Source organism: Streptomyces sp. NPDC002868, assembly GCF_055563295.1.
The window spans coordinates 1-19,988 of sequence record NZ_JBVHDR010000021.1 but is presented as its reverse complement, the minus strand read 5'-3'; the positions used below and the strand labels follow the sequence as shown (position 1 = coordinate 19,988).

The window sequence follows — 19,988 nt, the reverse complement described above, 5'->3', positions numbered from 1 at the left end:
TCCTCCAGGCAGATGGTGGGTACCGGCGAGCCTAGTCACACCTCGGCGACCGCCTCGGCTAAGTCCTGCACCATCGCCGTCCGCCGCCAAGGGGCAAGACCGGTTACAACCCGGCGGAGTTCTGCCTTGGTGCGGCGCGACTCTGTCTCACGGGTGATCTCCAGCGCTTCCATTGCGGTCAGGCAGGCAGCATCCGGAGTCCGGTCGGCGGCGTGAGCATTCGCCAACCTGGCGAGGTGCAGCCCGCGCTCACGCTGATAGGCAGGGGGCCAGTCGCCCAGGGCCTGCCGGTAGGTGGCCACGGCGTCGGCCGGTCTACCCAGACGCAAGTGACAAGCGGCGCGTTGGGCATCGACGTAGGAGGGGACGCAGTATCCGCCCAGTTGATCGCTCGGAGTGTGATCTCCGTCGACGAGTTCGCGGGCGGTGTCCAGCGCGCGGACCGCTGCCGCGCCCTCGCCGATGAGCGCGTGGCCGTGCGCCGCTTGGAGGTGGGCCGACGCGCGGATGCGTACGGGCACATCGCCGCGGACGCGCAGCGCGGCCTCCGCCAGGCCGACGGCTCGCTGCTGCTGCATCAGACCAACGGACTGCTGAGCCTTGCGCATCAGGATGAACGCCTGACGCACGGGATCATCCGCCTCCTGCGCCCATTCCATGGCCCGATCGGACCACCACAACCCGAGATCTCCCTGGCCCAGGTCCTCATAGAGCCAGCCCGCGAACTCCGCCCACTCCGAGGCCACTTCGAGGACATCGAAACGCAGCCTTCCCGTGGCAGCAGGGAGAAGCTGCTGCTCGATGACGGCTAAGTGGTCTTGAACTGCTCCTATGACGCAGTGCGGACCGTAAAGGCTGTCGGACTGGACCAGGGTTCCGCGCAGACGGCGCAGGTGTCCGACAACGGCGGGGTTGACAGGGCGGCGGGACGCAACGGCTGAGCTTGGGGTTGCGTGCAGGCCGAGGACTGCCGCAGTGCCCAGGAAGTGACGACGATTCACGGCCGTATTGTCCGTGGCGTCGCCCGCCAGGCCGACATCGGTGGGCGAGATCCCCAGCCGGTCAGCCACCAGCGCGAGCACATCCACATCGCCCGCCGACTGGCGGCCGCGCTCCAGCCGACTGATGGTGCTCTGGCTATACCCGCACATGTCAGCGAGCTGCTGCTGGGTCCAACCGCGTTCGCGGCGAGCGGCTGCAATGGCGATGCCGGTGCCGCGATGGTGTGCTGACTGCGCCATGTCCGGTCCTGGTGTGCGGTGGCGAAGGGGCGTCAAGAACGTACCCACGGTAGCGGTCCGGACGCATGCGTATGCAGGGTCTGCATACGCACAGCGTCTGTTGCATCCGCCGGGGACAGTGGCACGCGGCACGCGTTTGGCTGGGGTGGAAGCCGAGGCGCCTGACCCCCGCGACCGCTCGCGACGGTCCGGGGGCGTGGCCGACTGCGAAGGAGTCGACATGCGACAAGGTACCGCCCGAACGGACGGGTACGAGCCCGCCATTGATGATCTGGTCTGGGACACGATCACCCGGCGGGTGGGTCAGGTTATGGACCACGTCGGCGTGCACTGGCAGCTCCGCTCAGCGGAGGGCGGACGCGAGTGGGAGGCCGACGCGGAAGCCCTTCGCCCGGCCACGCCCAGCGAGCGGCTGACGTTCGGCGTGACGCAGGCGAACGCTCGATCAACCGGAGGACTGCTGTGACAGCAGCCCTCTGGAAGAGCCATCCCGGTGGCGTGTCGAGCCCCGTCAGGCGCGCCATCAACACGGTCGATACCGCCGTGCAGCGCACTTATCGCGGATGGATCGAGCACGCCTCGATGTGCGACGAGTGCCGTGCCACAGGGAACCAGTGCAGCACAGCCGAAAGGGTCTGGCAGGCCTACCAGGCCGCACAGAGCGAGGTGCGGTCGTTATGAGGCAGTGGCTTGCCGTGCTGATGTACATCACGGCCTGCGCGTTCTCTGTTCATGCTCTCATCTGGCCGTGAGCGGTCACGCAACTCCCCACCCCAGGCAGCCGCAGGGTCAGGGCTGCAGCCCCACTGATCCCCGCCCCGGCCGATGACTCCCAGCCAGGAAAACCTGGCCGGGGCGGGTTGCAAGGACCGAGCACATCCACGAGAGAGGACACCACTCATGGGCACACTCAGCAATGGTCGCGGGACAGTCGCGTTCGAGAACTCGCACGCCCCCAGGCTGGACTGGCACAAGGCAGGGCGGACCGACCTCGACCCGATCGTGAAGGACTGCGTGATCCTGGCCGACGCCGGAACGGCCAAGGACCACCCGCACGACCGCCTCCCGGACGGCACCCGCATGGTGGCGATCTCCGACGACAAGGACACGGACAGCCCGGTGCTGTACATGAGCCGCGTGGAGATCAGCAAGTTCATCGCCGGCGTGATCGCGGGCGAGTTCGACCATCTCCGGGCGAGCGAGGAAGAGCTGAAAGCCGCTCAGGAGCTCGCCGCGGCTATCTGACCATGGACGCAACCCAGGTTGCCGCAGCATTCAGGGCCATCCAGCAGTTCCGCGGCACGCCCTGCCGGGAGTGCCTCAGTCGGCAGACGGTCCCGATGGTCTATGAGGGCGTGGTCATCTGCTCGTGCGAGTCCTGCGGAGGGGCAACCCCGAAGGGTCGTCTCGTACGTAGCGCGCCGACCTAACCCCTGCCGCCCCGGTCTGCCACCCGTCCCCCTGGGGCAGGCCGGGGCTCTACTCCCGTACGAGGTCGGCGAGCGGGCAGCCGAGGCCAACATCTGCGTGGACAGCTGCCTCACCTTGAAGTACGCCTACGGGCAGTTCGGGATCCGCTCTGAACTCGCGCTGGCCAACCTGGCCGTCCGCGAGGCCAACGGCAACAGCGTGCTGCACGGCACCCCCGGGTGCCCTGCCTGGCTGTCATCGTCCGCCGAACCACACGACTCCGCCAAGTGCGCTGGCTGCGCCGCTGATCATGGCTAGTAGCTGGTACGGCACTCGCTCAACAACCACGTGCAGCACACCCCAGTGCAGTTCCAGGAAGGGGCGGGGGGTTCGGTGCTCTGCGCGTCGCGACGCCATGCTGACCTCCGGCTAGTCGGGGTTAGCACCGTCGCGAACGATCCGTGACTTCCATGGTGTACCCGAGAGTCCTCTCAGACAGACCCACGCGCCCCCCTTACGCCGAATGGTGGGCCCCTATGACCGGGTCGGGGAAGGCCGCTCCTTTGCCCCGCACAGCAGTCTTCTTTGACCTGGACAAGACGGTCATTGCGAAGTCGAGCACGCTCGCGTTCAGCAAGTCCTTCTACCAAGGCGGACTGATCAACCGCAGGGCCGCCCTGCGTACCGCATATGCCCAGTTCGTCTTCTCGTAGGCGGAATGGACCACGACCAGATGGAGCGCACGCGCGGGACCCTGTTCGCACCGCTACACCACAACGTGGAACGCCATCCCCAGGCATGGTGCCTGGGGATGGCGCCCGGACGGTTCACCTCCGCTCGCGCGGAGAGGACTGCTGGTCAAGGCCCGCTGCCTTGCCGAACTCCGGCTCACCTCCGCTCGTGCGGAGAGGACTACAAGAAGATCTCCGGCTTCTACCGGGAATTCGGTTCACCTCGGCTCGCGCGGAGAGGACCGATATGAGCCGGAGGGGCATACGTGCACAGACGGTTCACCTCCGCTCGCGCGGAGAGGACGCCCCCAGGAGGACGGGTGACACCTCGTGGACCGGTTCACCTCCGCTCGCGCGGAGAGGACCTGGGGCCAAGCTGCTCCGTGAGGCCTTCGGACGGCTCACCTCCGCTCTCGCGGAGAGGACGCTGGGTAAGGGCTGCCCAAGTTTGGCAAGATCGGCTCACCTCCGCTCGCGCGGAGAGGACACGTTCCACATGGCCCGGTGTGCGGCGAAGAGCGGGTCACCTCCGCTCGCGCGGAGAGGACTACTCCCTCAACCCGGCCGGGTACACGATCGTCGGTTCACCTCCGCTCGCGCGGAGAGGACGCGTGGTGGGGGCGTTGGCCACACCAGTCTCCCGGCTCACGCTCGCGCGGAGAGGACGACAGATACTTGTACCGGTCCTCGGATCCGGCCGGCTCACCTCCGCTCGCGGGGAGAGGACTACTCTGCCGCCTCTGTGTCGACTAGGCGCGGCGGTTCACCTCCGCTCGTGCGGAGAGGACAGACCGTGCGGGCAGTAGACCCCCCAATCCGGCGGTTCACCTCCGCTCGCGCGGAGAGGGCATCTTCGTCAGGTCGTTGAGGATCGGCTCCTTCGGTTCACCTCCGCTGCCGCGGAGAGGACGCCCACGCGGGTTCCGTGTGCTTGGCAGGCGTCGGCTCACCTCCGCTCGCGCGGAGAGCACGCGATTGGCTCCGCGCGCAGTCGCTTGCCCTGCGGCTCACCTCCGCTCGCGCGGAGAGCACGTCCCCCCCGTCCGGTACGGGAGCCCCTTGTACGGCTCACCTCCGCTCGCGCGGAGAGCACTGGCGTTCACCGTCGCATCCCCTGCATATGAGCGGCTCACCTCCGCTCGCGCGGAGAGCACTTCAACGGCTTGTCCTCGCCGCGCTCGGCCGCCGGCTCACCTCCGCTCGCGCGGAGAGCACGCGCGCCGGCCGATACGCAGGGGCCGGATCCGCGGCTCACCTCCGCTCGCGCGGAGAGCACCTTGTAGTCGCGGACCTGGCCGGTGGGGACGGCGGCTCACCTCCGCTCGCGCGGAGAGCACTCCACCGATCCGTCCCGCCGAATCAGCTCCGCCGGCTCACCTCCGCTCGCGCGGAGAGCACAGCACGCCCACGATCCGCGCGCACACCGCCACCGGCTCACCTCCGCTCGCGCGGAGAGCACTGCGGAGAGCTGCACCCCGACGCGCCGAAATGCGGCTCACCTCCGCTCGCGCGGAGAGCACCTGGTGGCGATCCTCGCCGAGATGCGTGCTGCCGGCTCACCTCCGCTCGCGCGGAGAGCACGGCCGGGGGGCGGTGGTCACGGGGATCGGTTCCGGCTCACCTCCGCTCGCGCGGAGAGCACATCCCGCGCCTCACCGCCGAAGAGGACAAGGTCGGCTCACCTCCGCTCGCGCGGAGAGCACGAGGACGAAGCGAAAGAGCGCCGCTCCAACTACGGCTCACCTCCGCTCGCGCGGAGAGCACAAGGCCTCCCAGCGGGCGGCGGTGGCCTCAGCCGGCTCACCTCCGCTCGCGCGGAGAGCACGCCGCCCTCGACCTGTGGAACAAGCCGAACAACGGCTCACCTCCGCTCGCGCGGAGAGCACCAGGGGCACCCGCAGCGCAGCTGTTCCACTGGCGGCTCACCTCCGCTCGCGCGGAGAGCACGTGAGCGGCACGCCCTTCTGAATCGTGAGCGACGGCTCACCTCCGCTCGCGCGGAGAGCACCTGCCGTCGGCTCTGTTCATGACCGAGGGCATCGGCTCACCTCCGCTCGCGCGGAGAGCACGGCACGTGGCTCCTACTGCTCACCCCTGAGCGAGGCTCACCTCCGCTCGCGCGGAGAGCACGGCTACCGACGCTCGGGAGACTTGCCCCGCGACGGCTCACCTCCGCTCGCGCGGAGAGCACTTCTCGGCTCTTATCGTCCCGGTGCTGCTCGTCGGCTCACCTCCGCTCGCGCGGAGAGCACTCTTGCTGACCTGCGCCGTCAGAGGGGGTTTGCCGGTCCTTTACGTTCCGTCGCGAGCAAGATCGGCCCTCCTGGCTCTACTCCTCGTCCGCACGAACAGGATATGCCTTCCTCATTCTGTTCGGGCTTTAGACCGGGTTGTCAGTGGAGCCTGCTAAGCAGTGCCTATGACGGAACCGCAAACTGCGTTACCCCCGTACGTCTGCCCCGATCCTCGTCTGTGGGGCAAGGAGCAGGGGCTGAGCCGCCCGTATCCGGTGATGTGCCATCTGCTGGATGTCTCCGCTGTCTTCGGCGTGCTGTGGGATGTGCTCCTCGACAAGCAGACTCGTCAGCGTTGTGCGAGACAGCTGGGATTGAGCCTGGAGCAGGCTCGTTCGATTCTGTCGTTCTGGGCCGGGCTGCATGACCTGGGCAAGATCACCCCTGTGTTTCAGGCACAGGTTCCTGATTTGTTCAGGGCAGTGCGTGATGAGCCGGTCTATGCGTTCGCGCCGGGTTGTGAACGGGATCGTGGTTTCCGGCATGAGATGGCGACGCATTGGGCGTTGTCGTCGCTGCTGGCCCAGGCGGGCTATCCGGACAGGCGGGTGAAGGCAGTTACAGGCGGCTCGAGGGCGCCGGTGGCGCACTGGGTCGCTCAGCTCCTTGGGGGCCACCATGGGACGTTCGGGGCGTCGTTGCCGGCGCGTCAGGTTGAGCGGGCCAGTCAGTACCAAGCGGGCCTGGGCGAGGAGGGATGGGACGAGCAGCGGCGCATTCACCTGGGTGAGTTGCAGCGTGTGACGGCTGTGTCTGCTGTTCCGGTGGCTGGTCTGTCGGCTGAGCTGGCTGTTGTTCTGACCGGGCTGGTGATCACGGCTGACTGGCTGGCGAGCCAGACGCACGCGATCGAGGCGTTGCTGCCTGACGGCTCCTGGCAGGGGAGCACTGGCGATGTGGATGGGCATTGGCGGCGTGCGCGTGCTGCGGCTCCGGGTCTGGTGACCTCGGCGCGGTTAGGCCGGGCCGAGTTCGGCGTGGATCGTTTCGAGGAGATGTTTCCATTCCCGCCGAATCCGTTGCAGGCAGATCTTGCTACTCACTTGCCGGGCATGGTCGCTGCTCAGGGCCCTGGGCTGCTGCTGGTGACCGCGCCGACGGGGGACGGGAAGACGGAAGCGGCCTTGTATGCGGCTTCGGTGCTGGGCAAGGCCGCTGGTGCGCGTGGCATGTATTTCGCGTTGCCGACGATGGCGACCGCGGATGCGATGTTCGCGAGGGTGCGGTCGTACGCCGCGCGGGCGCTGACGGGAGAGCGTGCGCTGACCTTGCTGCATTCGATGGCCTGGCTCAATCCGCTGTACGTCGCGGAGGAGAACGATCTCCTGGATGCCTGTGGGCAGGTCGGTGAGTTCAGTGCGGACGGTGCGACATCCACGGAGGCGGGGGTGTGGCTGCGGGGGCCCAGGCGCGGGCTTCTCGCCCCGCTGTCGGTCGGCACGATCGACCAGGTGCTCAGTGGTGTGCTGCCGCTGCGCTACAACGTGCTGCGCCTATTCGGGCTGTCGGAGAAGGTGTTCGTCGTTGATGAAGCCCATGCGTACGGGCCGTGGATGCACCGGCTTCTGGTGACTTTGCTGGAGTGGCTGGGTGCGTTGCGTGCTCCGGTGGTGCTGCTGTCGGCGACGTTGACGGGCCGCGCGGCGGCGTCGCTGGTCAATGCGTATCGCCGCGGGGCGGGTTTTCTGGAGCCGGCTGTGATTGAGCCGTGCTATCCGGGGTGGCTTCATGTGAGCGCGGGGAGCGGTGAGGTGTCGCAGCCGCGGGCGACTGCCAGCGGGCGCGCGCGCACCCTGGAGGTGGTGGTGCGGCGCGTGGCCTGGGACGTGGGGAATCCGGTCGGTGCACCGGTCGGCGCGGGCGGCCGCAGGGAGGCGTTGCGGGAGGAGTTGCGGCCGGTCGTCGAGGAGGGCGGTACTGCTCTGGTGTGCTGCACGACGGTTGCTGAGGCGCAGCGCACGTATCGGGATCTGTGTGCGGCGTTTCCTGGTCTGGCCGGCCGGGAGGGGGGTGTGCGGCTCTTGCATTCTCGTTTCCCGGCGAATGATCGGCGCAGGATCACGGCTGGCTGTGAGGCGGCGTACGGCAAGCCTGGTGAGGGCAGCGGTGTGGCGGCGCGGTCGGCTTCGGTCCTGGTTGCCACTCAGGTGGTGGAGCAGTCGCTGGATCTGGATTTCGATCTGGTGGTGAGCGATCTCGCGCCGCTGGCACAGCTGTTGCAGCGTGCGGGGCGGGGGCGCCGTCACCGCAGGGGGCCTGGTGGTCGGCCGGCGTGGGCGCGGGATGAGGACCGTCCGAAGCTGGTTGTTCTTGATCCGTTCGTTGGCGGCAGGGCGGAGGAGAGGCCGCGTTCGTGGGGTTCGGTGTACGACGTGAGTCTGCTGATGCGGAGCTCTGTGCTGCTGGCTGATCGGACGGCCGGGGGGATCGCGGTGCCGGGCGGTGTTCAAGAGGTCGTCGATGCTGTTTATGCACCGGATTTCGTTGACGGGCTCGACGAGGCTGCGCGGCGGGAGCTGAAGTCGCTGGACAGCGAGCGGGTGGCGGGCGAGATGGCGGAGACGGATCTGGCCGAGATGGTCTGCATCCCGGGTCCGGGAGATGTCGGGGGGCGTCTGCATCTCATCAGCCGTCAGCTGGATGGGGTCACCGAGGAGTTGCTGACGACTCGGTTGGGGGCGGATACCGGCCGGGTGTTGTGCCTGTATGAGCAGCAGGATGGTCGGCTCACCCTGGATGTGCCGGGTTCGGTCGGGCTGCCTGGGGCCGGCCGGGGGACGCTGCGGCGTGAGGACGTCGCGTTGCTGGTCTCGCATGTGGCGCCGGTGCCGGGCACGTGGACGCGCGAGGGGGACGACTCTGTGCCGCTGCCTGTGTCCTGGGCTGAGCAGTCGGCGCTGCGTGATGTGGTGTTGCTGCGGATGACCTGGGACGGCGGCAGGTGGAGTTGCCGCCGCGGCGGGCGGACGATCTGCATTTCTGTGGTCGGTCTTGAGCAAATCTGACCGATTCACCTGAACTGCATCTTAAAACGGCAGCCTTGGCTAGGTTCCAAGTAGGCCCAGGAGGGGCCTTGTTGAGGGTCTACCGAGGGTATAGGCGCCTGCTTTCGCAGGCAGGGGGATGGGGCCGTGGTCCGTTCCAAAACGGCAGCGGGTGCACCCCCGCTCGCGCAGGGACCCCGCTTTCATTCTGCCTTCGTTGGGAGATCCATGACCGCATCGATGAACATCGCGGACGAGCCGCTGTTTCCCATGCGGTGGGCGCCGCACGCCGCCAGCGACGGCGTCGCTTCCGGCAAGGTCGGCCTGCGTGAGCTCTTGATCCGCAGCCACGAGATCGAGGGTCTGGCCGTCGCTGACGCGCCCATGCACTCGGCGCTGCTGCGTGTGCTGTATGCGCTCACCGCTCGGGTGTGCGGGCTGGACGAGGCGAAGGACGGCCCGGACGACTGGCTGGAGCGGCGGGACGACGTCCTTCAGGCGGGCAGGTTCGAGCGGGAGGCTGTCGATGAGTACGTCGGCCGCTACCACGACCGCTTCTTCCTGTTCGACGCGCGAGAGGGCGGCCGGCCCTGGATGCAGGACTCTCGGCTTGCCGGTCAGTGTGACCCCGGCAAGACCGCGGGGGCGAACAAGCTGATCATGACGCGTCCGTCGGGGAACAACCACTCCTGGTTCCAGCATCGCAGCGACGCGCAGCCCGACCCGCCCACCGCTTCCGAGGCGGTGCTCAGCCTTCTGGGCTGGCACTACTACGGGCCGTCCGGCCAGTGTTCGGCCCGTGAGGTGAACGGGGTCAAGAGTTCCAGTGCCGGAGCGGGCCCGCTGCGTACCGCGCTGTCGTACCACCCCGAGGGCGACACGCTGTTTGAGACGCTCCTTGCGGGTCTGGTTCCGCCGAAGCGGGAGGTCAACGCACAGGAGGACTTGTGCCCGTGGGAGTGGGAGGAGCTGCCCGATCCCGCCGGGCCGCCGCCTGCTGCGAGTGGCCCGTGCTCCCAGTTGACCGCCGGCTCCGTGCACGCGCTGCTGCTGATGGCCGATGAAGAGGCCCCTTCGCACGTCGGCGACGCCTATATCACCTGGGGATACCGGGAGCGGCGTGGTGGCCGGCCGGACGACGACTATGTGATCTGGCAGATCAGTCAGCAGGGCAATCTCTATCCGCGTCTGGCCAACTCGCAGCGTGCGCTGTGGCGGGACCTGGACGCGCTGTTGCTGATCGACCCGCCGGGTACGGCCCAGCCGACCAGGCCGGCCGTGTTCGAGTGGGCCGGCGAGGTGTCGGAGGAGCTGCGCGTACGCGCTCTGGGGTTCGAGCAGGACGGGCAGGCCAAGGACACCCAGTTCGTCGATGCCAGTACCCCGCCGGTGCTGGCGTTCGTGGAGCAGCGGTCCGCCCGCACCCATCCCGCGGTGGGGAGGCTGCGAGTGCTCGGTGAGCGGTTCGGCATCCGGCTGGACCGAGCCTTGCGCCGGGCGTGGCGGGCCTATGTGAACGACCAGAAGGACAGTGCCGAGGCATGGGCCGCGGAAGGGGCCGCCCGGTACTGGTCGGCGGCGGAGGCGGAGTTCTGGCGGCGGTTCGCTCTGCTGGACCGCACCGGGGCCGTGCTGGACGGCGGCCTGGATGCCGAGGGTGCCCGACGCGCCTTCCTGCGGCTGGCGGTGGGCGCGTACGACCGCGTGACCGCGTCGGCGGCCGGTACCCAGCGCGGCGCCAAGGCAGTGGAGGAAGCCCGCATCGAACTTTTCGGCGGCACACGCCGCAAGACCGCCCCGGCTGCGGCTCGGCCAGAAACTAAGGAGAACGACCGGTGACCACCTTTTCCGGCGCGCCCGCCGACACGGGCCGTCCCACCGACGTGCCTTCCGCCGCGCGCGTTCCCGGGCCCCGGCCGGCCGAGGGCCGCCTGGAGTCCTACCGCCAGTTCACTGCCGCCGTGCTGCGCAGGTGTGAGGCCGATCCAGGTGCCCGCAGCGCGTTGCGCTCCGGCGTCCGCAAGGACCTCAACCATGTGCCCCGCATGCACCGCGTCATCGCTCACCTGGTTGCTCCGCAGGCCAGTGAGGACAGTCAGCGTGCGTACTACGCCGTCGCTGCCATGATCGCCGAACAGGCCCGCCGGACGGAAACGGGCGCCGACCAGGCCGCACCGGTCGGCCATGACGATCCCGCCACTGACACCACGGCCGCCGCGGCGAAAGACGAATCCCGGAAGCAGACGTACGGCGTCAGCCTGGGGGCCGCGTTCGCGCTGGCTGTCACCCAAGGCCCGGGCCGCGACCGGCTGATGCGGCGCAGCACGGCGGAGAGCCGGCTGAACCTGCTGTGCAAGCAGAGCGTTACGGGCCTGCACCGTCATCTGCCCGCCTCCGTCCGCTACCTGCGCTCCCTGGACGTGCCGGTGGACTGGGCCCAGCTCCTGCAGGACCTCGTTGACTGGCGCCGGCACTCCGGGCGCATCACGCGCCGCTGGCTCCAGGACTTCTACCGGCGCTGCCAGGAAGAGGACCGGCGCAAGGCCGATCAGGCCGACCGGCAGGACCTGACCGGCGGCGTAGAGGGCTCTCCCGCGCCGGCCGCGTCGCCGGCCGGCTGACCCTGCTCCGCCCTTGCCACCGGCACGGCCACCTCATCGACATCCCGAACCGGAAAAGGAACCCGCAATGTCCGACCAGAGCGTCAACGCCCGCTTTATCGACGTCCACGTCCTGCAGACCGTGCCGTTCGCCAATCTCAACCGCGACGACACCAACTCCGTCAAGACCGTCCAGTACGGAAGCGTGATGCGCACCCGTGTCTCGAGCCAGTGCTGGAAGCGCGCGGTGCGCAGTGAGTTCGAGCAGCGGATCGGACAGGCCGCCCTGCGCACCCGTCGGCTCGGTGAGCGTGTGGCCCGGATGTTGGTCGACGAGCGCGGCTGGCCCGAGGACCTGGCGGCCCGCGCCGGCGCCCACGTCGCCGTCGCCAGCGGCATCAAGTTCGAGCTCGAGCAGCAGGACAAGCAGGTCCAGGTCAACAAGGTCATTGGCAACGCCATGGTCTACGTGCCGGACACCGCGGTCGCAGAACTCGCCGACCTGGCCGCCGAGCACCGCGAGGAGCTGGAAAAGGCCAAGGACATCAAGAAGTCCAGCGACAAGAGCTGCCTGCCCAAGGACCGGGTGGCGGCCGTATTGCGCTCCCGCAACGGCGTCATCAACCTCTTCGGCCGCATGCTCGCCGAGGTCGATAACGCCGGAGTCGACGGTGCCGTCCAGGTCGCCCACGCCATGACGACCCACCAGACCGACGTCGAGATCGACTACTTCTCCGCCGTCGACGATGTCACTCAGGCATGGAAGGACTCCACCGGCAGCGGGCACATGGGCCACGCCGAGTTCAGCGCCGGCACCTTCTACCGCTACGCCACCCTCGATGTGGCCGAACTCGCCGCCAACCTCGCCGACGACAGTGCTGCCGTACGTGAGCTGACCGAGGCGTTCCTGCACTCCTTCGTCGTGTCAGTGCCCCAGGCGAAGAAGAACTCCACCGCTCCCCACACCGCGCCGGACCTCATCCATCTCTCCGTCCGCGCCGACCGGCCCCTGTCCCTGGCCGCCGCGTTCGAAAGCCCCGTCCAGCCCGCCAGCGAAGGCGGCTACGCCGCCGTCTCCCGGCGTGTCCTTGCCGACTACGCCGAGGCCGTCAACACCTTCATGGGCACCGATGGCATCCTGTTCACCGGCTGGACCGGCCTCGACGCCAAGGACCACAGCGGGCTCGGCGACCGTCAGACGTCCCTGGCAGGCCTGGTCACCGCCGCTCTGGGAACCGCCTTCGGCGCCGGAGCTGCCGCGTGAGCGCTCCCATCATCGGGACGGCGCTGCCCGGGCTGCTCCTCCACCTGAGCGGCCCCCTGCAGTCCTGGGGCCACCACAGCCACTTCAATGAGCGAGACACCGCCCCGTTCCCCACCCGGTCCGGCATCATCGGCCTGCTCGCCGCCGCCCTCGGCCGGGCACGCGGCGACGCCATCGACGACCTGGCCGGCCTGGGCATCACCATCCGCGTCGACCGAGCCGGTGTGCTGCTGCGCGACCTGCACACCGTCGGCGGAGGACTCCCCCGCGCCCAGACCGTCACCACCGCCCAAGGCGGCAAACGCTCCGCCGACGCCACCACCTTGCTGTCCCACCGCTACTACCTCGCCGACGCCGCCTTCACCGTCGCCGTCACCGGCCGGCCGGACCACCCCACCCACCCGGCGCTGCTCGCCCGCTGCGCCGCCGCACTCCGCCGCCCCCACTGGCCGCTGTACTTGGGGCGCCGTGCCTGCCCCCCGGCCGGCCCGCTGTTCCTGGGCACCAGCAGCGACGTCCTGCCCCACCTGGTGAACCTGCCGATCGCCGCCCCGACCCCCCGCAACGGGAACGCCGACGCCGTCGAGTTCCTGTCCGACCAGCCACTCAACGACCTGCCCGTACCGGACAGCATCACCAGCTCCGACGCAGCCGACGCCGCACATCCGGCCGCCCGCATCAACGACCAGCCCGTCACCTTCCACCCCCGCATGCGCGCCTACCGTGCCCGGCCGCTGTACCGGCGCACCCTCAGCCCGCCCGCCGACCAGTGGCCCGGACTCGGAACCGCCTACCTCACAGCACTCCGCGCCTACACCAGCGCCCACCTCACCCCCCTTGAAGGGAGCCGTCGATGACCGTCTGGCTGACCCGCATCATCCCCAACACCGGCTCCCGCGAGGCCCGCCGCGACCTCGGCGACGCCGTAGCCCTCCACCGCAGGCTGATGTCCCTCTTCCCCGACGCAGTCGGCCCCGACCCGCGCGCCGCCCTCGGCGTCCTGCACCGCACCGAGGACTCCCCCACCGGCCCCCACCTCCTGCTCCAATCCCGCCACCAACCCGACACCAGCCGCCTGCCCGGCACCTACGGCAAAACCGTCACCCGCCCCGTCGACGCCCTGTTCGACGCTCTCCGTCCCGCTCTGAATATCCATTTCCGCTGCGTCGCCAGCCCCGTACGCAAACCCGGCGCCACCACCCGCAGCCTCTACAACCTGCCCGCAGTCATCCCCCTGACCGGCCCCCACGCCGACGAATGGTGGATCCGCCAGGCCGACACCGCCGGCCTGAAAGTCCTCACCCTCCACTCCCAGCCCCTGGACAGCGCCACCGGAATCCGCGGCCACCGCGGGGGCGACCAGACCCAGCGCATACGGCACGCCCGCACCCGCTTCGACGGCACAGCGGTCATCATCGACCCCGACCTGCTGCGCACCCAGCTCACCGAAGGCATAGGACGCGGCAAGGCCTACGGATGCGGCCTGCTCACCATCGCCCCCACCCACAGCGGGACAACATGACAGCCACCCCAGCCCGCGGGGACCGCACCCCCTCCGACGCCCGCCGCAGACTGGCCGCCCCCACGGTCGCCTTGCTGCCGCGCATCGCCGACTCTCTGCTCTCATCCCCTCCGCGCGAGCGGAGGTGACCCGAGCCGCAGCATCAGGAGCAGTGCGGCGATGACGTCCTCTCCGCGCGAGCGGAGGGGGCCGTTGTCCCACCAATTCGCTTGTGTGGCCGTGCCGTCCTCTCCGCGCGAGCGGAGGTTAGCCGTCGACGGGGTTGCGGCGGTGGGTGCCGGCGGTGTCCTCTCAGCGCAAGCGGAGGTGAGCCGTCCCGGGCGATCGGAGCGGTCTCCGGCATGATGTCCATCCTCTTCGCACGAGCGGAGGTTAGCCGTACCTGGCGATCGTGGTCGCGCACGCGTCGTAGTCCTCTCCGCGCGAGCAGAGGTGAGCCGCTACTTGACGCACACTCAATCGGACGAATCTTGTCCTCTCCGCGCGAGCGGAGGTGCGCCGTCGTCCCGCTTCTCTTGCCTCTTCGTGCGGCGGTCCTCTCCGCGCGAGCGGAGGTGAGCCACTTTCCCTCCCAGACGCTCGAGCTGGGGCCAACGGCGCGCGCTCGCGACGCCGTGCCACCGCTGAACCCGGGGTGCGAACCTGTCGTGGCGTTCAGCGGATGTCGCCGGACCAGTCCCAACGCCGTTCGTCACCGGCCCTTGGCCCGTAGGTCGCTCTGCCTCCAGGCCCGAAGGCGCCGATCTCAGTGCGCAGTGCCGCACCGGCGGCCAGTTGCGCCGCGCTCCATCCGGTGACGTCCAGCAGCAGCCCGTCCAACGGCCCTGCTACCAGCTCCCGATAGACATGCCCCGCCCGCGGACCGGGATCGGGATCTTCATGGTCCGCGCCGTACACCCGGCCGCGCTTCAACTCGTCCATGCAAACCAGCATCCCGACCACCACTGACAACCCATGGGCCGCCGTGGGAGGCTCCCCGCTTCACGGGAGGTGAGGTGCAGGGGCACAGCGGAATCTGGCACAGTGCCGGTGCCCGCGGTACAGCGCTCTGGCCGCGGGCAACCACATTCCTCTTCTCCCGCTGCCCGGTCGGCCAATGCGGACCGGTGTGCTGACCTGCTGCCTGCTCACCATGAGCCTCCCCGGAGCCGGTCGGCTGGCGCGGGCGGGGCCATACGACGGGACGGCCGCCCGGGTCGGCGCGCACCAGGCTGGACCCGGATCATCTGCCCCGGCCAGGTGCTGACGATCACCTGGCGGGGAAGTCATGATGTGTCGACCCTGACCTCCTTGAACGGACGGCTGCATGTGAGCACTACCCCAACCGAACTCCCAACCGGGCGTGCCCCAGGGCGTACCTGGACGGTGCGGCTGACCGGCCACGCCGACCGGACAGCCACCGTCTCCTGTTCCACGGGCGCCTGCACCATGCCACCGCGGTCGCGGGACGTGGCCGGACTACGCCGCTTCGCCGCCCTGCACGCCGCCTCCCACGCCAAAGCCGCCCGGGTGCGGGAGAGGGCCTCCTGCCAGTGCTGGACACAGAGTTGCGCCGCACACGAAGGCGTGCGCGTTCACTGCTCCGGCAGCACCGTACTGGTTCTGCGACACGACCCGGCCGTCGCACGCGTGTGGCACCTCGCCGAAGTGTGCGCCGCCTGCGCGAAAGTCATGACCCACACCCGCGTCGTCGGCCTGCCCGCACCCACCGCCCGGCCGGCCACAGCGGCACCGGAGCGCAGTGAGAGGGCCGGGCAGCGCGCTCCGGCACCCGCCGTACCTGCTGCGGTGGCGGTCGGATTCTCCTCCCCCACCCCCAATGGCGGAGACGAGGCTCCGCGCCGTGCTCCGGGGCAGGCCAGGCGCGGCCAGCGACGCGGCGCTCCGCGCGGCGGTCAACGCCGCTGACATCCCGAAGGGCCCAGCAGTGACGTCACTTCCGGGTCCTGTCGCTGGTGCGCGAGTTGAACGAGGCGCGGTCAGGAGGCTGCCGCGGTGGCCTTCTCGGCAGGCTCGGACGCGGCGGGTGCATCAGCCTTGGCCGTGTAGTAGACGGTCGATCCCTGCTTGACGCGGTCGGCGCGGCTGCGGGCCACCAGACGCTCGGTGGTGGTGCGCACGAGGTTGTCGTTGACGTTCCGGCCGGGGTTCGCGTCGGCGAGGGCCTTCGCGATCTCGCGTGCAGTGCGTGGCTCGCTCTGGCTGCTGAGGTGGGCGTGAATCAGTTCGGTCAGCGCCGGCCCCTTGTCCGCAGCGGTATTGGCCGCCTTCGCCCCGCCTGTGGTGGCCGCGGCCTTCTTCGCTGCTACCATTCTCGTCTTCTTGGCCGCCCCCTTCTTCGCGCCAGCCTTCTTCGGCGCTGCTGCGTCGGCGGTCTCCTTCTCGGCCGCCTTCTTCGCGGCGCGGCGGGGTGCGGGCACCGCGCCGGTGGTGTCGCCCAGGGCGGCGCTCACGCTCTCCAGCAGGGCGTGATCGGTCTCCAAGGTGGCGAGTTGGGCCTGCAGGGTTTCGATCTCCGCACGGATGCGATCCTGCTCGGCGGTGTTCTCGGCGAGATCGGCGGCAACCTTGCCGGCGTACGCGGCTTTGAGGGTGGTGTTCTCCTGCACGGTCATGTGATGGCTTCCTGGTGCGTGGGGGTGTGGGTGGGGACTTTAGATCACCTGTCTGTGGGGTGTGAGGGTTCGGACAACCCATCACCCCTGCAGACCCTGTGCAGGTCACTCGTATCCGCCGTCGGACCCGTGCCAGGGACTGCTCCAGGCCCCGCCGCCTCGTGGGCAAGCCAGACGTCTGCTTCAGCTCTCGGCCAGTTGGCGTGGCAAGGGCCGTCGTCGCATCGTCACTCTGTGGGTGACACTCCGAGGTCGCGACGCATCGCGGTCCTCACAGCGCGGAGCATGTCCCAGATCTCTGCTTGGGCCTGGGTCGCGGTGGCCATCGTCTCCCCTGGCTGGGGCTCTCCTCGCTCAAGGCGTCTGACCTGGCCGTAGACCTTGTTCAGGGCTTGATTGACCACGCTGGCACGTGCGAGCACATCGTCAGGGGCGATCATTTGTGCTGCGGAGTAACGATCGCGATGGGCTCTCTTCGCTTCATCGAGTACATCCCTGTCGGCTTCCTCGAGGCTCCCTTCTCGTATGACATGCAGATGGTGGTTGAGTGCTGTGGTGAACTGACGTGCATCCCGATTGAGCTCCACGTAGCAGGTACGTCGGAGGAGTAGGTTCAGGCGGATCTCTTCTTGGTCGCGGACCAGCTCCATCTCCCGACGTTTTGCCCGTTCGGCGGCGCGTTGGGTAAGGAGCGATCCCCCCAGCGTTCCGGCTACACCTGCCACAGCAATGATCACTGAGCCGACATCCACAGCTCCCCCTTGAAGCCGCTTGCCATCCCATCACGGCTTCTCGTCGCCGCGCTGTCAAGCGCAGATCGTTGCTGCGTCGGGGCTCGCGCGAGCTCGCGGCCGCGCTGCACGCCGCCCCGTACGGAGACCTGGAACCGCTGGCCCGCGCAAGCCAGCAGCGGACCGGCAGCTCTCGGCGCGGTCCGGGTCGTTTGGCGAGATCGTCCCGGCTGTGGTGGAGGGCGGCTATATCCTCGTGGTTTCGGGTTCGGTCCGAGCGCAGCGGGGGAATTGTGACCAGGTTTGTGGATTTCGAATTCGCTGACGGGACCTCCGTGTTGGTCGAAGTCTCTTCGGTGGACGGGCTTGGCACTGGCGGCCGCGGCGAAGGGGAGTGGTTCTCTCCGCGCGAGCGGAGGTGAGTCGCCTCGACAGAGCACCGGCTCTCCACAAAAAAAGTTCTCTCCGCGCGAGCGGAGGTGAGACTGAGGAGGTGTGGTGCGGTTTTCGCGGCGGCTGGAGAGGTGCTCGGCCGTCATCAGGCGGCTGAAGGTATCGGCGCTGATGTGAAGCGCGGTGGCGATGTCCGCTGACTTGATCTTCCGGTCGCGGGCCCGCTCCACGACGATGGCGCTCAGGTCCTTCCGGTCCTGTTCGCAGATGACGAGCAGCCGGGGGCAGCCACGGGCTGGCCGTCGCGAATCATCTGAAGCAACTACTCCGCGTGGTGCGGTGTCGGACGCATGCTCTAGTGTCCTCCTGACCTGGGGAGGGATGCTGGTGAAACAGCGGTCGCCTGGACGTCGGCGGGGTGCGGCGCACGAAGCGCACCGACACTGGCGGCCTATGCAGGTCTGGAGGAGCTGCCCGAGAAGCTCGGCGTGGATGGCACCACCATTACGGTGGGAGATCCTGACGCGCCGATGACGTTGCGGCTTTACGAGGATCCGCGATGCCCGGTATGCGAGGAGTTTGAGCTGACCGGTGCCGGTCCGGAAGTGGGCTCCATGACGGTGCGCCGCGAGGCGAAGACCGAGTACGTCTTGGCCTCCTTCCTCGACGATCGGCTGGGCGGCAGCGGCTCGAAGAAGGCCGTCAACGCTCTGCGGGCCGCGCTGGATGCGGGCATGTTCGCCGAGTTTCACGCGGTGCTGTACAAGAACCAGCCGGAAGAGGCGGTCGATGGCTACACGGATGCCTTCCTGCTGGAGCTGGCCGGCAAGGTGAAAGGTCTTCGGAGCGCTTCATTCGACTCCGCCGTGAAGACCATGAAGTACCGCAGCTTTGTGGCGGCGTCCGAGGAGGCCTACGAGGGGGCCCGCGTGCCTGGCACACCCGCCGCGGTGATCAATGGAACGCAGGTGTCCGAGGAGTTTTACGGAGTCCTGTTCGACAGGTCGCTGTTCCGTACGCTGATCAAGGAGATCCGCCGCGATCCATTGCGTTGGTCGCGAGCTTTCTGATTCTGCCTCCGGCCTTCACCGCAACCGGGCCGCCTCTTGCGATACAGCTGGGAGACCGCTCGTTCGCCAACCACTTCATCGCTCTTCGTCAGGCTCACGAGGCGGATGAGCTAGGCGATCGCGTCGGGCTCGCGGACGGGCCGGTACGGGCGCATACGTCAGCCGGGGCGTGGGTTTCGGAGTCAGTGGGCGTCGGCGAGGCGCTGGGTGTTGGAGAACTACTGCCAGTGGGGGCAGGGTCTTCGGAGGGTGTGGCCGAGGTCGGTGTGGACCAGGTCGTCGTGGACCAGTCGGGGGAGCCCGACCAAGACGGGCCGGGGAAGATCATCTGCGGTTCGTGGGCTACTGCCACCTGTTGCCTGCTCCCGCCGGGCTGGAGGGAGGCCTCAGGGATGACCGGCGCGGCAGTGTGAGCGCGGGTGGGCCGGCAGGAGCTGGAAAGCTGCCCGGTGATGGAATCCGCAGCCAGCGTGAGGGCCAGCCCCACCCCGGTGACCGCTACCACCGCGATCAGCGGGCGCCACGCTCGGCGAGGAGATATAGGGCCGACGCCCCACCGCGACGACGTCCTGTCAGTGTCTGTGCGCGCGGAGGCGCGCAGCTCCTCGGCGTCCTGCAGTGCCTGTAACTGCAGCTGCTCAGCCTCCGCCTGCGCACGCTGCAGCAGCTGATCGGCATCGTGCTGGGCCGTGGTGCGCAGGTGCTCGGCCTCTGCTTCCGCGCTGGCGCGCAGGCGGGCGGCTTGCTCGTGGGCCGTTGCGCGGACGTCCTCGGCTTCCCGCAGGGCCTGGTCGAGTGTGTCCTGCACGGTGGCGCGCAGGCGCTTCCATGGGGCGTGGGCTTGCCGCTGCAGGAACTTGACGTGCTGCCACCGGCTGCGCCATTGGTTGGCGAGCTCCGGGCGGGCCCGGGAGGCGGCCGTGGTATCCGGCAGGGGAGGCTGCGGGTTGCTGACCACCCGGACGAATTCCAGCAGCGCGTCCAGGGAGGGGAATCGCTTGCCGGACAGGACCTCGTTGAGGCCAGCCTTGGTCAGCCTCGGCCGCACGGATGCCTTGGCGAGGGTGGCGAAGGACGGCGCGCCGTACGTGATGTGGAGCCGGTTCAGCTCCATGGTGAACTCGCGCAGCGCT

17 protein-coding genes, 1 pseudogene and 2 CRISPR repeat arrays are annotated in these 19,988 nt (G+C 68.9%); of the genes and pseudogenes, 13 read left to right on the top strand and 5 right to left on the bottom strand.

Annotated features, from left to right (window positions below; genetic code table 11):
* Positions 1-35 precede the first annotated feature (35 nt).
* Positions 36-1,241 (bottom strand): helix-turn-helix domain-containing protein, encoded by a 1,206-nt coding sequence (locus ACZ3H8_RS35935; protein ID WP_467408955.1) that lies wholly within the window; start codon positions 1,239-1,241, stop codon positions 36-38.
* Between the two features lie 220 nt (positions 1,242-1,461).
* Between ACZ3H8_RS35935 and ACZ3H8_RS35930 the strand changes: the two genes are divergently transcribed.
* The 11 genes and pseudogenes from ACZ3H8_RS35930 (at position 1,462) to ACZ3H8_RS35880 (ending at position 14,174) form a co-directional block, all read left to right on the top strand.
* Positions 1,462-1,707, top strand: coding sequence for a hypothetical protein (locus ACZ3H8_RS35930; RefSeq protein ID WP_467408954.1), 246 nt, complete (start codon positions 1,462-1,464; stop codon positions 1,705-1,707).
* A 434-nt stretch (positions 1,708-2,141) separates the two neighbouring features.
* Entirely contained in the window at positions 2,142-2,486 is a 345-nt protein-coding gene (locus ACZ3H8_RS35925; RefSeq protein ID WP_467408952.1) for a DUF397 domain-containing protein, read from the top strand.
* Between the two features lie 282 nt (positions 2,487-2,768).
* Positions 2,769-2,969 (top strand): hypothetical protein, encoded by a 201-nt coding sequence (locus tag ACZ3H8_RS35920; RefSeq protein WP_467408951.1) that lies wholly within the window; start codon positions 2,769-2,771, stop codon positions 2,967-2,969.
* Positions 2,970-3,187: 218 nt separating this feature from the next.
* Positions 3,188-3,414: pseudogene (locus ACZ3H8_RS35915) on the top strand (HAD-IB family hydrolase); the annotation flags it as partial.
* Positions 3,415-3,474: 60 nt separating this feature from the next.
* A CRISPR array of direct repeats spans positions 3,475-3,991; the repeat unit is 29 nt.
* Between the two features lie 88 nt (positions 3,992-4,079).
* Positions 4,080-5,634: direct repeats of the CRISPR family, unit length 29 nt; unit sequence CGGCTCACCTCCGCTCGCGCGGAGAGCAC.
* A 167-nt stretch (positions 5,635-5,801) separates the two neighbouring features.
* Complete coding sequence (locus ACZ3H8_RS35910; RefSeq protein WP_467408948.1) at positions 5,802-8,681, top strand: CRISPR-associated endonuclease Cas3''; 2,880 nt, start codon at positions 5,802-5,804, stop codon at positions 8,679-8,681.
* Between the two features lie 207 nt (positions 8,682-8,888).
* The gene (casA, locus tag ACZ3H8_RS35905) at positions 8,889-10,499 is read left to right on the top strand and encodes a type I-E CRISPR-associated protein Cse1/CasA (RefSeq protein ID WP_467408947.1); all 1,611 of its coding nucleotides are present in this window, start codon (positions 8,889-8,891) and stop codon (positions 10,497-10,499) included.
* Positions 10,496-11,281, top strand: coding sequence for a type I-E CRISPR-associated protein Cse2/CasB (gene casB / locus ACZ3H8_RS35900; protein WP_467408945.1), 786 nt, complete (start codon positions 10,496-10,498; stop codon positions 11,279-11,281). Before casA ends, casB begins: the two co-directional genes overlap by 4 nt.
* A 67-nt stretch (positions 11,282-11,348) precedes the next feature.
* A complete protein-coding gene (gene cas7e / locus ACZ3H8_RS35895; RefSeq protein WP_467408944.1) occupies positions 11,349-12,524 on the top strand; it encodes a type I-E CRISPR-associated protein Cas7/Cse4/CasC in 1,176 nt (391 codons plus the stop codon).
* Positions 12,525-12,532: 8 nt separating this feature from the next.
* Positions 12,533-13,381 (top strand): type I-E CRISPR-associated protein Cas5/CasD, encoded by an 849-nt coding sequence (gene cas5e / locus ACZ3H8_RS35890; RefSeq protein WP_467409032.1) that lies wholly within the window; start codon positions 12,533-12,535, stop codon positions 13,379-13,381.
* Entirely contained in the window at positions 13,378-14,046 is a 669-nt protein-coding gene (cas6e, locus tag ACZ3H8_RS35885; RefSeq protein ID WP_467408942.1) for a type I-E CRISPR-associated protein Cas6/Cse3/CasE, read from the top strand. Before cas5e ends, cas6e begins: the two co-directional genes overlap by 4 nt.
* Complete coding sequence (locus tag ACZ3H8_RS35880) at positions 14,043-14,174, top strand: hypothetical protein (protein WP_467408940.1); 132 nt, start codon at positions 14,043-14,045, stop codon at positions 14,172-14,174. Before cas6e ends, ACZ3H8_RS35880 begins: the two co-directional genes overlap by 4 nt.
* Before the next feature lie 526 nt (positions 14,175-14,700).
* On the opposite strand, the gene ACZ3H8_RS35875 is transcribed toward ACZ3H8_RS35880, so the two are convergent.
* Positions 14,701-14,967 (bottom strand): hypothetical protein, encoded by a 267-nt coding sequence (locus ACZ3H8_RS35875; protein WP_467408939.1) that lies wholly within the window; start codon positions 14,965-14,967, stop codon positions 14,701-14,703.
* A 387-nt stretch (positions 14,968-15,354) separates the two neighbouring features.
* Here ACZ3H8_RS35875 and ACZ3H8_RS35870 point away from each other — a divergent pair, with 387 nt between their 5' ends.
* Positions 15,355-15,954 carry a hypothetical protein gene (locus ACZ3H8_RS35870; protein ID WP_467408936.1) on the top strand — a complete coding sequence of 200 codons (600 nt, stop codon included), beginning with the start codon at positions 15,355-15,357 and terminating at the stop codon, positions 15,952-15,954.
* Positions 15,955-16,025: 71 nt separating this feature from the next.
* On the opposite strand, the gene ACZ3H8_RS35865 is transcribed toward ACZ3H8_RS35870, so the two are convergent.
* Complete coding sequence (locus ACZ3H8_RS35865) at positions 16,026-16,661, bottom strand: hypothetical protein (RefSeq protein ID WP_467408935.1); 636 nt, start codon at positions 16,659-16,661, stop codon at positions 16,026-16,028.
* 227 nt (positions 16,662-16,888) lie between these two features.
* Positions 16,889-17,413, bottom strand: coding sequence for a hypothetical protein (locus ACZ3H8_RS35860; RefSeq protein ID WP_467408934.1), 525 nt, complete (start codon positions 17,411-17,413; stop codon positions 16,889-16,891).
* Between the two features lie 860 nt (positions 17,414-18,273).
* On the opposite strand from ACZ3H8_RS35860, the gene ACZ3H8_RS35855 reads away from it, so the two are divergent.
* Positions 18,274-18,855 carry a thioredoxin domain-containing protein gene (locus tag ACZ3H8_RS35855; protein ID WP_467408932.1) on the top strand — a complete coding sequence of 194 codons (582 nt, stop codon included), beginning with the start codon at positions 18,274-18,276 and terminating at the stop codon, positions 18,853-18,855.
* Positions 18,856-18,949: 94 nt separating this feature from the next.
* On the opposite strand, the gene ACZ3H8_RS35850 is transcribed toward ACZ3H8_RS35855, so the two are convergent.
* Positions 18,950-19,988 (bottom strand): DivIVA domain-containing protein (locus ACZ3H8_RS35850; RefSeq protein ID WP_467408931.1); only part of this gene is annotated, 1,039 nt, incomplete at its 5' end.